Raw genomic sequence first — 16,164 nt, 5'->3', positions numbered from 1 at the left:
AAGGTGGCCCGGAGGGCCGGATGAGGGGTCGCGCTGCCCTATCGAACGACAGCATATTCCAGGCGCGAAGACTGCGATCGTCGTGAGACCCCTCATCCGTCTCGGCTTCGCCGAGCCACCTTCTCCCGCAAGGGGAGAAGGAAAGGCCTACCCACCCACCAGCTCGAACCAGCCAGCCTCGTCGATCACCTTGACGCCGTGCTTGGCGGCATCCTTGAGCTTCGAGCCGGCGCCCGGCCCGGCCACCAGCAGGTCCGTCTTCGACGAGACCGAGCCGGCGACCCTGGCGCCCAGCCGCTCGGCCATCGCCTTGGCCTCGTCGCGGGTCATGCGCTCCAGCGCGCCGGTGAAGACGACGATCTGGCCGGCCACCGGGCTGGATGACGCCACCGCCTCGAGCGGCTGCGGCTCGACCTCTCGTAGCAGCCGGGCGAGCATCTGCTGGTTGTGCTCCTCGGCGAAGAACTGCAGCAGCGCCTCGACCACGGTCGGGCCGACGCCGTCGATCGCGTCGAGCGCCGCGCGCTCCTCGCTCTCCGGGTTCTCGGCGGCGAGGCAGGCCGTCTGCAAAGCCTCGAACGAGCCGTAATGGCGCGCCAGCAGGCGGGCATTGGTCTCGCCGATATGACGGATGCCGAGCCCGAAGATGAAGCGGTTGAGCGGGGGCCTCCGCCGGTCGTCGATCGCCTCGAACAGTTTCTTGGTGCTGGTCGCGCCGAAGCCTTCCTTGTCCTTGAGCTTCTTCAGGTTTGCCGCATCGCGCTCAGCCAGCGTGAAGATGTCGGCCGGCTCCTTCACCGGCAAATCCGGATCGGCGTGGAAGAACTCGATCTGCTTGTCGCCGAGGCCGTCGATATCGAGCGCGTCGCGCGAGACGAAGTGCTTCAGGCGCTCGACCGCCTGCGCCTCGCAGATCAGCCCGCCGGTGCAGCGGCGCACCGCATCCTCCTTGCCCGAGCGCGGATTGTGCTCGCGCACCGCATCCGAGCCGCAGACCGGGCAGGTCGTCGGGAAGACGTAAGGCTGCGCGTCGGCGGGACGTTTCGTCAGATCGACCGCCTCGACCCGCGGAATCACGTCGCCGGCGCGCTTCACCGTGACGGTGTCGCCGATGCGGATGTCGCTGCCGTCGCGGATCGGCAGCCCCTTCGAATCGAAGCCGCGGATGTAATCCTCATTGTGCAGCGTCGCATTGGTGACGACGACGCCGCCGACCGTCACCGGCTTCAGCCGCGCCACCGGCGAAAGCGCCCCGGTGCGACCGACCTGGATATCGATCGCTTCCAGCACGGTGGTCGCGAGCTCGGCCGGGAATTTGTGGGCGATCGCCCAGCGCGGCGCGCGCGCGACGAAGCCGAGCCGGGCCTGCAGAGCGAGCTCGTCGACCTTGTAGACCACGCCGTCGATATCGTAGCCGAGCGCGGCGCGCTGGGCCTCGATCGACCGGTAATGTGCCAGCAGCGCCTCGACGCTGTCGCAGCGCGCCATCAGCGGGTTGGTCCTGAAACCCCAGCGCGCGAAGGCCTCGACCACGCCGAACTGCGTCGGCGCCGGCAGGACCGGCATCTCGCCCCAGGCATAGGCGAAGAAGCGCAAGGGCCGGCTGGCGGTGATCGAGACGTCGAGCTGCCGCAGCGAGCCGGCGGCAGCATTGCGCGGATTGGCGAATTCGCGCTCCTGCTTCTCGCGCTGGCGCTGGTTGATCGCGGCGAAATCGGCATGGCCGAGATAGATCTCGCCGCGCACCTCGGCGATCTCGGGGACGTCCTTGCCCTTCAAACGGTGCGGGATTTCAGAGATGGTTCGGGCGTTGGCCGTGACGTCCTCGCCCTCCTCGCCATCACCACGCGTCGCGGCGCTGATGAGCTCGCCCTTCTCATAGCGCAGCGAGAGGGAGAGCCCGTCGATCTTCGGCTCCGCGGTGAAGGCGATCGGCTGGTCGTCCTTGCGGCCAAGGAAGGTGCGCACCCGCGTGACGAAATCGGCGATGTCCTCGTCGGCGAAGGCGTTGTTGAGCGACAGCATCGGCACGCGATGCCGGATCTTGGCGAACTTGCCGGAGGGCTTGGCGCCGACCTTGTCGGAGAGCGCTTCGGTGCCCTTCAGTTCAGGAAAGGCGCTCTCCAGGGCGGTCAGCCGGCGGAACTTCGCGTCGAAAGTCGCGTCGTCCATGATCGGCGCGCTGTCGCTGTGATAGGCCTCGTTCGCCGCGGCGATCTCGGGCGCCAGCAGCTGGTGCTCGGCGCGGGCGGCTTCGGGCGTCAGATCTTCGACGGGCGTGGGAACAGTGTCGGCCATGGCGCAGTTCTAGTTGAGGGGAAGTCCGCTGCGAAGCGCCTGTTTCACGATTTGGGTACGCCGATTTGTGGCAGGAGCGCGCCGGGTGTAGGCTCCCCTCGCTGAAATGGATGCTCGACGCCTCGCAGGTCTTGACCGGAGGATTGCGTCAGGACCGCCTAGGCGAACCGGGCCGCAACCGGGAAGAACGCCATGGCCGATACCCATATCCATCATCCCCCGATGGCGGCGAACGACGCTGCGCCTGCCGATGCCCTGCCCGTCAACGAGATCGGCATCACCGACATCAAGGAGGCCCTCAGGCAGGGCTATGCCGACTTCATCGCCCAGCCGAGCCACCTGCTCTTTATCGCGCTCATCTATCCGATTGCCGGCATCCTGCTCGCCCGTCTGACGGTGAGCTACAATATCTTCCCGCTGTTGTTCCCGCTGGCCTCGGGCTTCGCCCTGCTCGGCCCCTTCGCCGCGATCGGCCTCTACGAGATCAGCCGCCGCCGCGAACTCGGCATGGACACCTCCTGGAAGCATGCGCTCGACGTCGTGCATTCGCCCGGAATCGGCCAGATCGCGACGCTCGGCGCGTTGCTGATGGGCGTCTTCCTGGCCTGGCTGTTCAGCGCCTGGATCATCTATCGCTGGCTGATGGGCGATGTCCCGCTCGACTCCTTCGGGGGCTTCATGACGCCGCTACTGACCACCGCGAACGGCTGGACGATGATCATCCTCGGCAACGCGCTCGGGCTGCTCTTCGCCATCCTGGTGTTCTCGATGACGGTGATTTCCTTCCCGCTGATGCTCGACCGGCATGTCAGCATGGCGACCGCAGTGAAGACCTCGATGGCCGCCGTCGAGAAGAGCCCGCGCGGCATGCTGTACTGGGCGCTGACGATCACGGCCCTGCTGGTGCTCGGCTCGCTGCCGGTGCTGGTCGGCCTGATCATTGTCATGCCGATCCTCGGCCACGCCAGCTGGCACCTCTACCGCAAGGTCGTGCCGCGGTGAGCCTTCCACTGGGGTCATGGTCGGCCTTGAGCCGACCCTCTCAGGCCGAATGAGGCGCCCTTCCCTTCTCCCCCTGCGGGAGAAGGTGGCCCGAAGGGCCGGATGAGGGGTCGCGCAGGACGAAATCGGTAGCGGCGCCCATCGATGGGCGGAAGCGTCGCGAGACCCCTCACCCTAGCCCTCTCCCGCAAGGGGAGAGGGAATAGCGCCCCTCAATGCTGGTCGACCGAGACCTCGCGCGTCAGCCCACGCCGGACCAGCCCGACTGCGAGCAGAACCGGCAGCGAGGCGATCAGTCCCATCGCGGAGAGCTTGCCCCACAAGGTCTCGTCCTCGTTGATCAGCGTCGCGATGAACGCCGGCAACGTGAATTTCGACGGCGTCTGGATGAAGAGCAGCGCGAACAGGAACTCGTTCCAGCTCATGATCGCAACGAAGACCGCGGTCGCGACCAGCCCAGGCATCAGCAGCGGCACGACAATCTCCAGCAGCCGCTTCACGAAGCCGGCGCCGTCGAGCATCGCCGCCTCCTCGAAGGAATAGGGCACGTCGCGCACGAAGCCGAGCAGCATCCAGATCGCGAAGGGCAGCGCCAGGATCTGGTTGGCGAGGATCAGCCCGAGATGGGTGTCGAGCAGGCCGAGCGCCCGCAGCACCTGGTAGAGCGGGATGGCGAGCGCGATCGGCGGCGCCAGCTTGATCACCAGGACGAAGCCGAGGAAGACAATGTCGAAGCGCCTGGGCAATTCGAAGCGCGCCAGCGCATATGCCGCCGGCAAGCCGGCCAGCAACGACAGGGCCACGGTGCCGAGCGCCACCACGACGCTGTTGAGCCCCAGCCGCCACATCCCGCCGTCGAGCAAGACGCGATAATGCGCCAGCGTCGGATTCTGAGGCCAGAGCGCGATCGAGGTCGAGACATATTCGGCCGGCGGCTTCAACGAAGTCGCGACCATCCAGACCAGCGGGATCAGCGACAGCGCGCAGAGCCCGAAGGCGGCGGTGATCCGGATCATCGGCCAGCCCCTTTGAGCAGCGAGGCCGCATAGACGACGGCAAGCAGCCCGGCGACGAGGATCATCACCACGGCGGCGGCGGAGGCCAGCCCGATGTCGAAGAAGCGGAAGCCCTGCCGGTAGACGAACATCGAGACCGTCTCGGTCGCCTGCCCCGGCCCGCCGCCGGTCATGGCGTAGACCTTGTCGAACAGCTTGAAGCTGTCGACCGAGCGCAGCAGCGCCGCGACGAAGAGATAGGGCGCGAGCAGCGGCAGCGTCATGTCGCGGAAGCGCCGCCACGGTCCGGCGCCGTCGACGCGGGCGGCCTCGTAGACGTCCTGCGGGATCAGCCGCAGGCCCGCGAAGATGATCAGGAAGGCGAAGGGCGCGGTCTGCCAGAGATCGACCAGCACGATCGACCAGAGCGCTAGGTTCGGGTCGAACAGCCAGGGCACGCCGGGCAGGCCGACGGCGCGCAGGAGGTTGTTGAGGAAGCCGAGATCGAAATGGAACCAGGCCCGCCAGATCGCGGTGACCACCATGGTCGAGAGCACGAAGGGCGCAAGCAGGAGCGTCATCACCAGCGTGCGGCCGGGAAAGGCGCGGTCGAGCAGCAGCGCGAGGCCCAGGCCGGCCGCGACCTCGAGCACGGTCGCGACCACCGTGAACAGCACGGTGTTGGTCACCGCCTGCCGAAAGAAGCGGCTGTCCCAAAGCTCGCGAAAATTCTCGAGGCCGATGAACTTGGCGTTCTCGAAGCCGTAATCGGTGGCGAACAGCGACAGCGCCAGCGTCCGCCCAAGCGGATAGAGCGTCAGACCGGCGAAGATGATGAGCGCCGGCGTCAGCAGGAGCCAGGGCAGCAGGCGGCGGGAAGCGGTCATGAGATCAAAGGCATTGAACTGAGAATATCCCTCCGCAGTCATCCCGGACGCACCGAAGCGGAGATCCGGGATCCATGCTGGAACGCCTCCGAAGGAGGTTCAGGCATGGGTCCCGGGTCGCGCTATGCGTGCCCGGGACGACCGCGAGAGATAGGCTGGGCAAGAATCGCTCAGCGCGTCAGGGCGCGGGCGATCTGGGCGTTGGCCTCGGTCAGCGCCTGCTTGGGCTGCAGCTGGCCGATCAGGGCGAGCTGGAGATAGTCGCCCAGAATGGTCTCGACGCGGGCCCACTGGCTGATGCGCGGACGCGCCTGGGCGACGTTCAGCGCCTCGAGCTGCGCCGGATACCAGCGATACTTGGCGACGAGGTCCTTGTCGTTGAACAGCGCCGTGAGCGTCGGCGGGTTGCCGGTTTCGAGCGCGATCAGCTTCTGGTTCTCAGCCGAAGTGACGAAGCGGATGAAGTCGGCGGCACGCGCCTTGTTCGGCGAATCCGCGGGGATGCCGAGCAGCCAGGCGCCGAGCATCGGCGCCGGTCCCTTGACCTCGCCCGGTGTGGCGACGACTTCGACCTGGCCGGCGACCTTCGAGGCGTTGCCGTCGAGCGTGCCGGCCCAGGACGACCACATCTCGACTGCGATCGCGGCGCGGCCCTGCTGGATCGCATCGCGCAATTCGGTCGCGTTGTAGGTTTCGACGCCCTTCGGCGCGAGCGCCTTGAACGAGAGGAACTGGGCCAGCGCCTTCTCGGCCTCAGGGCTGTCGAGCACGGCCTTGCCGTCGGCGCTCACCACCTCGCCGCCATGCGCCCACAGCACCGGCAGGAACGAGGTGACGATCGGGTTGCCCTTGATGCCGCGGAAGACGAGGCCGGAGACCCCCTGCTCCTTGTCCTGGATCGCCTGCGCCGCCTTGATCACGTCGCTCCAAGTCTTGGGACGCTCGAAGCCGTGCTTGGCGAGCAGGTCCTTGCGATAGGCGAACATCGCGATGTTGCCGACGAAGGGCGCGGCATAGAGCTTGCCGTTGTGCTTGGAGACGTCGATCGCCGACTTGACGAACTCGCCCGGCAGGCCGCCCACGGTGTCGAGGTCGGTGAGCCAGCCGCGCGCCATGAACTCCGGCGCCCAGATGTCGTCGAGCATGGCGACGTCGGTCGCCGCCGTCTTCTCGCGCGCGCCGACCGCGAGGCGCTCATAGAGCGGGCTGCCGCCGAGCTCGAGCCGCTCGATCTTCACGTTCGGATTCTTGGCCTGGTAGAGTTCGACCATCTTGGCCAGCGCCGGCGCGAAGCCGGCATCGCGCCCGGCGATCACCAGCCGGTCCTGCGCGGCGGCGGGCAGAACGAGCCCGGCCAACATCAACACGGCGCCGAGCGCCTTACCCATCGTCCTCATGGCATTCCCCCGTCCGGGTCTCTGCCCGGGCGGGCATTGTGGGAGCGGATGGCGGGAGAGTGCAACAGCTATGCGACGGTTCCGGAACAATCCCGCCATGCATCGCGTTGCGAGAGTGCTGCGGCAAGGTCGCACGCACCGTCAGCCGTGCAGATGCGACGGCACCGCAACCGGAGGGGGCTCCACCATGAACAACATCATCTACATCGTCGGTCTTGTCGTCGTCGTCCTGGCGATCCTGTCTTTCCTCGGCTTGCGCTGATTCAGCTCATCATGCTCGCCATTTGGGGCGAGCATCCATGACTGGAACGGCACATTCGGCGAAAGAAGACAGCCATGGTCGGGGCAAGCCCGACCATGGCGACAAGGCGCGTCAGCGGTCGTCGCGGCGTGGTTTCTTCGCTCCGAAAGGCTTCTTGCCGGTAAAAGGCTTCTTGGCTCCAAACGGCTTTTTGTCGCCGAAGCTTTTGCCCGCAGGCCGTGCATCGCTGGCGGCCGGTCGCTCGCCGCCCTGCGGAGCTCCGAAAGGCTTCTTGCCGCCCTCGAACTTGCCGCCTTTGAACTTGCCGGCAAACGGCTTGCCGCCCTGATCGCTCTTCTTGTCGAAGGAGCGCTCCGGCCGGAGGATCGCGGTTTCCTCATAGGCCGGCTCGCGATCGCGCCGCGTCGGATCATAGGGCTTGGCGCCGAACGGCTTGCCCTTGCCCTCATAGGGCTTCCGCGCCGGGGCTGACGAACGCTCGTCGCGCTCACGCACCGGATGAGCGCTGCGCGGCGCATGGCTCGCCTTCTCGGCGAAGGGCTTGGCCGGGCGACGCTCCTCCTCGCCGGTAACCGGCTCGATGATGATCTTGTCGCGGTCGACAGCCCTGGCGAGCTGAGCGAAGCGCTCCGCGACCTCGGCATCGATCTCGACCTTGGTCTCCTTGTCGAAGATGCGGATCGCGCCGACCTCGTCGCGCGTGATCTTGCCGCGCCGGCACAGCATCGGCAGGAGCTGGCGCGGATCGGCCCCGTCCTTGCGCCCGATATTCAGGCGGAACCAGACGGTGTCGCCGCGCGGACCCGACCTCTCGCGGCGCTCCGGTCGCTCGGCTCCGCCATGCTCGCGCGGCCTCGCATAATCTTCATTGCTGCGCGCCGGGCGGCGCTCGTCACGACCGAAGTTGGGGTCGCCGACCTCTTCGGCTGCCGGCAGGCGCGAGCGGTAGACCCGCACCAGCGCCGCTGCGATCTCCTCCGCCGAGCGCCCCGCCAGGAGCGCTGCGACCATCGTCGCATCGTCCTCGCTCGCCTCGCCGGAGAGCATGGGGTCGCTCAGCAGGCGCTGCTCGTCGAGCACGCGGATCTCGTCCTGCGTCGGCGGGCCGGCCCAGCTCGCCTCGATCTTGGCTTCGGCGATCAGCATCTCGGCCTTGCGCCGGCGCGAGGCCGGCACCAGCAGCACGCTGGTGCCCTTCTTGCCGGCGCGCCCGGTACGGCCCGAGCGATGCTGCATCACCTCGGGATCGTTCGGCAGCTCGGCATGGATGACCAGGGTCAGCCCCGGCAGGTCGATGCCGCGCGCCGCGACGTCGGTCGCGACGCAGACGCGGGCTCGGCCGTCGCGCAAGGCCTGCAGCGCCGAATTGCGCTCGCTCTGGCTGAGCTCGCCCGAGAGCGCCACGGCCGAGAAGCCGCGCTCCAGCAGGATCGCCTCGAGATGGCGCACCGCGTTGCGGGTGTTGCAGAACACCAGCGCCGTCGGCGAATCGTGGAAACGCAGCAGGTTGACGACCGCGAGCTCGGCCTCCTTCGGGAAGACACGAATGGCGCGATACTCGATATCGGCATGGCCGCGCTCGCCGCCGGCGACCTCGATGCGCAGGGCATCGCGCTGATAGCTGCGCGCCAGGGCGATGATCGCCTTCGGCAGCGTCGCCGAGAACAGCAAGCTGCGGCGCTCTTCCGGCGCTGACTTCAGGATGAATTCGAGATCGTCGCGAAAGCCGAGATCGAGCATCTCGTCGGCTTCGTCGAGCACGACCGCCCGCAGGCCCGAAACATCGAGGCGGCGGCGTTCGATATGGTCGCGCAGACGGCCGGGCGTGCCGACGACGATGTGCGCGCCCTCGTCGAGCAGGGCCGCTTCGCGGCGTGGATCCATGCCGCCGACGCAGGAGATCACGCGGGCATTGGTCTGCTTGTAGAGCCAGCTGAGCTCGCGCTGGACCTGGAGGGCGAGTTCGCGCGTCGGCGCGACGATCAACGCCAGTGGCCGTTCGGCCCGCGGCAGGGCCTCGGCGTCGCCGAGCAGGTCGGCGCCGATGGCGAGGCCATAGGCCACGGTCTTGCCCGAGCCGGTCTGCGAGGAGACCAGCAGGTCGCGGCCGGCGGCCGCACCTTCCAGCACGGCGGTCTGGACGGGAGTCGGCTCGCTGTAATTACGGTCGGCGAGCGCCCGCGCCAGCGGCGCACTCGTGGAGATGAAGGACATCGATGTCAGGCCTTAGATTGCAGCTGGCGGGTCGGCAGCACGCAGAACGAGGGGCGGCGCCGGACGCGGCACCGCGATATTGCGCTGCACATAGAGGAAATCGCAGGAAAAGGGAATGCAGCATCGGTCCATCCCGTATGCGGCAGCAGATGCCGGCCATGCCGCCCGCTCCGTTGTCGGCGGCAAGAGCTGCATGGTCTAAGCATAACACACCGGAGCGGGGGTCTGTGGAGATGGGCGAGACTTGGCGACGCGTCGGCGCCTATGACGTGCTCACGCTCCACGATGGGATCTTCGAGGCGCCGCTCGACGTTCTGATCCATGCCGATGGCGAGGCTGCTCGCGACGAGGCCGTGGCGCGCTGGGGCAAGCCGAAGGTCAGCATACCCGTCAACTGCTTCGTTCTGAAGGGCGCCAGCGGGATCACCCTGATCGACGCCGGCACCGGCCCCTCATGGGGCGAGGCGATGGGCCATGCCCCCGCCGCCATGGCTGGCGCCGGCATTGCACCTGAACAGGTCAAACGTGTCCTGATCACGCATCTCCACGGCGACCATGCGCTCGGGCTGTTCGACGGCGATCGCGCCCGCTTCCCGAATGCCGAGATCATCGTGCCCGACGCCGATTTCGGTTTCTTCGGCGAGGAGACCAACCGCGCAAAGACGCCACAGAACCGGCAAGGCGGTTTCGCCGTCACGGCAGCGGTGAAGAAGCACTATGCTGGCCGCATCCACCCTGCCCCGGCCGGCATCATGCAACCGGGGATCACATTGATCCCTCTCCCCGGCCATACCGCCGGCCATAGCGGCTACCTGATCGAAGGCGAGCACAGCCTCCTGCTCTGGGGCGATGCGCTGCATCTCTCCGATCTGCAGGCCACCGATCCGGGGATCGGCTTCGTCTATGATTTCGACGCCGCCACCGCCTTTTCCTCTCGCCGCGCCATCCTTGCTCGCGCAGCGGATGAAAGCTGGCTCGTCTCGGGCGGCCACATCGAAGGCTTTAGACGCGTGGTCTCGACCGGCACGGGATACGAGCTGATCCCGGCCTGAATCGTCATTGCGAGCGAAGCGACGCAATCCAGGGGCAGCAGAGCGAGCCATCGTGGATTGCTTCGTCGCTGCGCTCCTCGCAATGACGGTTTGCGCGGCCGAACTCGATCAAAAACCGCTGCTAGCGGCGCACTCCGGCCGCATCGAGCAGCTTGCCGGCGGCCGCCCTCGCCTCCTCGGTAATCGAGGCGCCGGCGAGCATGCGGGCGATCTCCTCGCGCCGCGTACCATCCTGCAAGGCCGAGACGCGGGTGACGGTGCGCTCATCGGCGCCCTCCCCGCCATCGCCCGACTTGGCGATCAGGAAATGCTGGCCGGCCTTGGCCGCGACCTGCGGCGCATGCGTCACCGAGATCACCTGGACCCGCGCCGCCAATCGGGCCAGCCGCTCGCCGATCGCATCCGCCACAGCGCCGCCGACGCCGGTGTCGATCTCGTCGAACACCAGGGTCGGCGCCGAGCCGCGCTCGGCCAGCACCACCTTCAGCGCCAGCATGAAACGCGAGAGCTCGCCGCCCGAGGCGACCTTCATCATCGGCCCCGGCCGCGTTCCCGGATTGGTCTCGACCCAGAACTCGACGCGGTCGAGCCCTTCCGGCCCGCGCGCATCGGGGTCGCTGTCGATCTGCGTGATGAAACGCGCCCGCTCCAGCTTGAGCGGCGGCAATTCCGCCTTCACCGCCGCATCGAGCGCCGAAGCGGCCCTGATGCGCCCTGCGGACAAGGCCGTCGCGAGCGCGACATAGGCCGCTTCGGCTTCGGCGAGCTCCGCCTCCAGACGCTTCAGCGAGCCCTCGCTCTCGTCGAGCGCAGCAAGGTCTGCCGCCATGGTCTGCGCCAGCGCCGCCAGCGCATCGACCGGGACATCGAATTTGCGCGCGGCCGCGCGCAGCGCAAACAGCCGCTCCTCGACGCGCTCCAGCACGCGCGGATCGAATCCGGCAGCGCGTACCGCTGCCTGCAGCGTCTCCCCTGCCTCCTCCAGCGCGACCACCGCCGTGGTCAGCGCCGCGATCGAGGGGTCGACCAGCTCCGGCGCCTGGGCGGCACGGCGCTCCAGCCGGCGCAGCACGCCCGACAGGGCGGAAACTGGCGAAGCGGTACCGCCTACCGCCTCATAGGCCTCAATGATGTCGCGAGCGACCTTCTCGGCAGCCATCATGCCCTGACGCTTTGCGGCGAGCGCGTCCTCCTCGCCTGGCTCGGGGGCGAGCTTGCCGAGCTCGGCCACGGCATGGCGCAGGAAATCGGCCTCCTTGCGCGCAGTCTCGACCCGCATGCGCTGGCTCTGCAGGGCCTGGCGCGCCTTTTTGAGCGTCTCGCTGGCACGGGCGACCTCGGCCGACTGCGCGGTCAGTTCGCCAAAGCTGTCGAGGATGGTGCGGTGCTGGGCCGGGTCGGTGAGAGCGCGGTCGTCGTGCTGACCATGGATCTCGACGAGCGCCGCGCCGATCATCCGCAGGATCTGGACGCTGACCGGCTGGTCGTTGACGAAGGCGCGGGTGCGCCCGTCGGCATATTGCACGCGCCGCAGGATCAGGTCGCCGTCGGTGTCGATCTCCTGCGCCTGGGCGAGGGCCCGCGCCGGATGCGCCATCGGCAGGTCGAAGACCGCGCTGACCTGACCTTGCGTCTCGCCATGGCGCACCAGACCGCCGTCACCGCGTGCGCCCAGCGCCAGCGCGAAGCCGTCGAGCAGGATCGACTTGCCGGCGCCGGTCTCGCCGGTCAGCACGCTGAGCCCGTCCTCGAAGCCCAGGTCGAGCCGGTCGATCAGAACGATGTCGCGGATCGAGAGCTGAGCGAGCATGGCGACTCAGCCCCCTTGTGCCGGCTGCAGATGACCTCGCCGGGACACCGGCCGCCTCAGAGGCGGCCGAGACCGGTCAACCCGACGACAGCGCGCGTGAAGCCGTTGAAGGCCCGGCTGATATAGGATCCGCGGTCCTCGCGTGGCTGCAGGCCGCCACTCTCCAGGAGCGTATAGGCGTCCTTGTACCAGGGGCTGTCAGGGAAGTTGTGACCAAGTACCGCCGCGGCGGTCTGCGCCTCGTTGGTGATGCCGAGGGCCATATAGGCCTCGGTCAGGCGCATCAGCGCCTCCTCGACATGGCGCGTGGTCTGATACTTGGTGATGACGTCGCGGAAGCGGCCGACGGCGCCGGTGTAGTTGCGCTTCTCGAGATAGAAACGCCCGACATTCATCTCCTTGCCGGCGAGCTGGTCGCGCGCGACCAGCATCTTCTCGCGCACGTCGAGCACGTATTCCGACTTCGGATAGCGGTCGAGCAGCTCTTGCATCGCACGCAGCGCCTGGTCGGTGCGCTCCTGGTCGCGCGTCGCGTCGGGGATCTGGTTGTAATAGGACATCGCCAGGATGTACTGCGCATAGGCCGCGTCCGGGCTCGCCGGGTTCTGCGCCAGGAAGCGCTTCGAGGCCGTGATCGCGTCGTCGTACTTCTGCGCCTCGTAATTCGAGTAGGCGGCCATGATCAGGCCCTTCTTCGAATAGGGCGAGAACGGCGCCTGCTTGTCGATCTCGTCGAACTTCTTGTTCGCGCCTTCGGTGTCGCCGTTCTGGAGACGGGCGAGGCCTTCATTGTAGAGCTTGTCGGCCGGAACCTCAGCCACCACCTCGGGCTTGTAGGTCTCGGGGCGATCGAAGGGGTTGAGCGCGCTCATCGTGTCGCAGCCGCCGAGCGCGGCCGCAAGGGCAAAGGCCAACACAAGGCGCTTGCCGCCGCTGGTCGTTTCGCCGGAGTTGATTGTCTTCAGCCGCATGACGCTCACTTCATCCGTCCTTGTGACGCCCTTCGGTAAGAGCGCGCGAATTGGCTTTAGCTCAGAAGCAGCCTATTCGCCAAGCGTGACGGGCGCTTCATGCAGTGCGTTCGCCGTTTCCAACAGGAAACGGGCGAATGCAAGGCGTGGCGTCGCGTAATACCCTGCTCAGTGCAGGTCGGGCGCGAGCGCAGCAGGCACCGGGCCGGCCGCCATCTGCACCGCATGGTGGGCGAAGGCCGGCTGGGCCTCGACGATCGCGTAATTGGCGCGGTCGGCGAACAGGGCCTCGAGGATCCGGACGTTCATGCGGTGACCGCCGCAATAGGAACGGAACTCGCCGAGGATCGGGTAGCCGGCGAGCGCAAGGTCGCCCACCGCGTCGAGGACCTTGTGGCGCACGAACTCGTCGGCGTAGCGCAGGCCTTCGGGATTGATCACCTTGTCGTCGCCGATCGCGACGGTGTTGTCGAGCGAGGCGCCGAGCGCAAAGCCGGCCTTCCAGAGCTGCTCGACATCGCGCATGAAGCCGAAGGTGCGGGCGCGGGAGATCTCGCGGGCATAAGCCTCAGGGTCGAGATCGAAGATCTTGCGCTGGCGGCCGATCGCCTTGGTGTCGAAGTCGATCTCGACATCGAGGCGAAAGCCGCTCTCCGACGGCGAAAGCTCGGCGAAGGCGCGGCCCTGCTCGATGCGGACCGGGCGCAGGACCTTGAGATAGCGGCGGGTCGCGCCGAGGGCGACGAGACCGGTCGCCTCGATGGCGGTGACGAACTCGGCGGCGCTGCCGTCCATGATCGGCATCTCGGGACCGTCGATCTCGACCAGCACATTGTCGAGGCCGAGGCCGGCGCAGGCCGACATCAGATGCTCGATCGTGGCGACGGAACCGGAAGCCTGGTCACCGATCACGGTGCACAGCTCGGTGGCGCTGACCTTGTTGTGGCGGGCGTGGATCAGCTGCTCATGGCCTCCTTCGAGGCCCTTGCGCAGGAAGACGACGCCGGAATTGGCAGTGGAGGGCCGCAAGGTCAGGCAGGCGGGAGCCCCGGAGTGAACGCCGATGCCTTGGAGGGTCACGGGCGAGCGTAGGGTCGTCTGCCGTTCAGCCATCATACTCAGTATCCGATCTCAAGCGCGACGATCTCTGGGCCGGTGCCTCGCGGCGCAACCTCTTCGACGATCGATGCGGTTCCCTGATGTGCAGCGAACTCGGGACTAATCCCGAATCCCCTTACCCGGTGATGCGCTGCAAGATACGCGCAGGCGCATCGGCTTCAAAATCACGCTTTCTTTCGCTCTGTAACAGACGTTACAAAGCCAGAAAATCTTAACCATCTGCTTGATGTATATGGTTTTTCAGACGTTAAAAAAGACCCGGCGGACAGTGCCGCCGGGCCTTTTGTTAAACCGGTTGAACCGGCCAGCAAAGCTGGGTTCGGAAGCTCAGTTCGACTGGCGGCGCAGGAAGGCCGGGATCTCGAGCTGGTCCTCTTCCGTATTGCGAGCCGGAGCGGCGCGGCCGAGCTGGTCGAGCTGGCCCTGGGCCGGCCGGGTCGCAGGCACCGGCGGGCGGCGCATGAACTCGGCATGGGCGGCGCTGGGACCAGCGGCCGGAGCCGGCGGCGCCTGGCGCGGGGCGGGAGCCGGCGGCGCCATCGGCGCCTCGGCATACTCGTCCTCCTTCCGGCCGAAACCGACCGAGGCGAGGCGCTGCATCAGCGACATGCGCTTCTGCTCGACCGAGGCCGGCGCGGGGGCCGGCACCGCGCCGCGGCTCTGCGCGATCTGGTGCTGGGCGGGCAGCGGCAGGTCCTCGACGCGCGGCATGCGGGTCGGGCGGATCACCGCACGCTCGGGCATCGGCGGAATGAAGCTGTCCTCGTGATGCGGCAGGGAGGTTTCCGGCGGCGGCGCCTCGACGACCGGCGGAGCGACCATCGCCGGGCGCGGCTGGGCCGGCTCGATGCGGACATCGGCAGCGAAGCTGACCGGGGCTGGCGCGGGAGCGCGGACCGGCTCCGGCATCATGGTCTCGGCGGCGGGAGCCGGCATCGGCGCGGGAGCAGGCGCCGAGGCGGAGGTGCGGATGTTCGGAACCGCCGAACGCAGCCGGGCCTCGGCCTTCAGCCGCTCGGCGACCTCGGCGATCCGGGCTTCGGTCGGGTCGAGCTCGCCCTGGGCGGACATCGGCTTGTCGATGCCGGTGGCGACCACCGAAACGCGCATCGTGCCTTCGAGCGCCTCGTCGAAGGTGGCGCCGACGATGATGTTGGCCTCGGAGTCGACCTCCTCGCGGATGCGGGTGGCGGCTTCGTCGACCTCGTAGAGCTTCATGTCGCGCCCGCCGGTGATCGAGATCAGCAGGCCGCGCGCGCCCTTCATCGAGACGTCGTCGAGCAGCGGGTTGTTGATCGCGGCCTGGGCCGCCGAGAGCGCGCGCTTCTCGCCCTGGGCCTCGCCGGTGCCCATCATCGCCTTGCCCATGCCGCGCATCACGGCGCGCACGTCGGCGAAGTCGAGGTTGATCAGGCCGGGACGGACCATCAGGTCGGTGATGCAGGCGACGCCGGAATAGAGCACCTGGTCGGCCATGCCGAAGGCGTCGGCGAAGCCGGTGTTCTCGTTGGCGACACGGAACAGGTTCTGGTTCGGGATGACGATCAGCGTGTCGACGGCCTCGTTGAGCTCGCCGATGCCGGCCTCGGCCATGCGCATGCGGCGCTGGCCCTCGAACTGGAACGGCTTGGTCACCACGCCGACGGTGAGGATGCCCATGTCGCGGGCGACGCGGGCGATCGCGGGAGCTGCACCCGTGCCGGTGCCGCCGCCCATGCCGGCGGTGATGAAGACCATGTGGGCGCCGGCGAGATGATCGCGGATCTCGTCGATCACCTCTTCGGCGGCCGCGCGGCCGACTTCCGGCTGCGAGCCGGCGCCCAGGCCCTCGGTGACCTGGAGGCCCATCTGGATGATGCGCGGGGCGCGGGCGAGTGCGAGCGCCTGTGCGTCGGTGTTGGCGCAGACGAAATCGACGCCGTCGAGGCCGGCCTCGATCATGTTGTTCACGGCATTGCCGCCGGCGCCACCGACACCGAACACGGTGATCCGGGGCTTCAGTTCCCGGATGTCCGGGGCTTGCAGGTTCATCGCCATGATTGCCTCTTTCACTGTCTTGTCCGGCTCCTGGCGGGCCGTCCCGTCTTCCACGCCAGGGGCCTTAAGCCCCGCTCTGCTCGTACTCACCCCGGTCCGCGCCGCCTTTCGGCCGTGCGG

General features: G+C 67.7%; 11 protein-coding genes. 2 read left to right on the top strand and 9 right to left on the bottom strand.

All coding sequences use genetic code 11. The annotated features are described in order from the left end of the window. Positions 1-147 precede the first annotated feature (147 nt). Positions 148-2,298, bottom strand: a complete 2,151-nt coding sequence (ligA, locus tag CXY91_RS00225) for an NAD-dependent DNA ligase LigA (RefSeq protein ID WP_100958831.1) — start codon at positions 2,296-2,298, stop codon at positions 148-150. A gap of 222 nt (positions 2,299-2,520) precedes the next feature. Here ligA and CXY91_RS00220 point away from each other — a divergent pair, with 222 nt between their 5' ends. Continuing rightward, positions 2,521-3,300 (top strand): DUF2189 domain-containing protein, encoded by a 780-nt coding sequence (locus tag CXY91_RS00220; RefSeq protein ID WP_442896450.1) that lies wholly within the window; start codon positions 2,521-2,523, stop codon positions 3,298-3,300. 212 nt (positions 3,301-3,512) lie between these two features. On the opposite strand, the gene CXY91_RS00215 is transcribed toward CXY91_RS00220, so the two are convergent. The 4 genes from CXY91_RS00215 to CXY91_RS00200 all read right to left on the bottom strand — a co-directional run bounded on the left by CXY91_RS00215 (position 3,513) and on the right by CXY91_RS00200 (position 9,055). Further along, complete coding sequence (locus CXY91_RS00215) at positions 3,513-4,316, bottom strand: carbohydrate ABC transporter permease (protein WP_100958829.1); 804 nt, start codon at positions 4,314-4,316, stop codon at positions 3,513-3,515. After that, on the bottom strand, positions 4,313-5,182 hold the full coding sequence (locus tag CXY91_RS00210) for a carbohydrate ABC transporter permease (protein WP_100958852.1): 870 nt from the start codon (positions 5,180-5,182) through the stop codon (positions 4,313-4,315). The genes CXY91_RS00215 and CXY91_RS00210 overlap by 4 nt, the downstream gene beginning before the upstream one ends. Before the next feature lie 170 nt (positions 5,183-5,352). Continuing rightward, positions 5,353-6,579 (bottom strand): ABC transporter substrate-binding protein, encoded by a 1,227-nt coding sequence (locus CXY91_RS00205; protein ID WP_158673205.1) that lies wholly within the window; start codon positions 6,577-6,579, stop codon positions 5,353-5,355. A 373-nt stretch (positions 6,580-6,952) separates the two neighbouring features. Then, positions 6,953-9,055 (bottom strand): DEAD/DEAH box helicase, encoded by a 2,103-nt coding sequence (locus tag CXY91_RS00200; protein WP_091840473.1) that lies wholly within the window; start codon positions 9,053-9,055, stop codon positions 6,953-6,955. A 233-nt stretch (positions 9,056-9,288) separates the two neighbouring features. Here CXY91_RS00200 and aidB point away from each other — a divergent pair, with 233 nt between their 5' ends. After that, positions 9,289-10,107 (top strand): AidB family quorum-quenching N-acyl homoserine lactonase, encoded by an 819-nt coding sequence (aidB, locus tag CXY91_RS00195; RefSeq protein ID WP_100958827.1) that lies wholly within the window; start codon positions 9,289-9,291, stop codon positions 10,105-10,107. 121 nt (positions 10,108-10,228) lie between these two features. Here the strand turns inward: aidB and recN are convergent, their stop codons facing one another. The 4 genes from recN to ftsZ all read right to left on the bottom strand — a co-directional run bounded on the left by recN (position 10,229) and on the right by ftsZ (position 16,044). After that, a complete protein-coding gene (gene recN, locus CXY91_RS00190; RefSeq protein ID WP_100958826.1) occupies positions 10,229-11,917 on the bottom strand; it encodes a DNA repair protein RecN in 1,689 nt (562 codons plus the stop codon). A 56-nt stretch (positions 11,918-11,973) separates the two neighbouring features. After that, the gene (locus tag CXY91_RS00185; protein WP_100958825.1) at positions 11,974-12,888 is read right to left on the bottom strand and encodes an outer membrane protein assembly factor BamD; all 915 of its coding nucleotides are present in this window, start codon (positions 12,886-12,888) and stop codon (positions 11,974-11,976) included. Between the two features lie 168 nt (positions 12,889-13,056). After that, positions 13,057-14,004, bottom strand: a complete 948-nt coding sequence (lpxC, locus tag CXY91_RS00180) for a UDP-3-O-acyl-N-acetylglucosamine deacetylase (protein WP_091840464.1) — start codon at positions 14,002-14,004, stop codon at positions 13,057-13,059. Positions 14,005-14,334: 330 nt separating this feature from the next. Then, positions 14,335-16,044, bottom strand: a complete 1,710-nt coding sequence (gene ftsZ, locus CXY91_RS00175) for a cell division protein FtsZ (protein WP_100958824.1) — start codon at positions 16,042-16,044, stop codon at positions 14,335-14,337. Between the last annotated feature and the right edge of the window lie 120 nt (positions 16,045-16,164).

The organism is Allobosea sp. FBZP-16 (assembly GCF_002831785.1).
In the GTDB taxonomy this organism is placed as follows: Bacteria; Pseudomonadota; Alphaproteobacteria; order Rhizobiales; family Beijerinckiaceae; genus Allobosea; species Allobosea lupini.
Note: the sequence above shows the minus strand (reverse complement) of the source record. Positions and strands in the feature narration are given on the sequence as shown.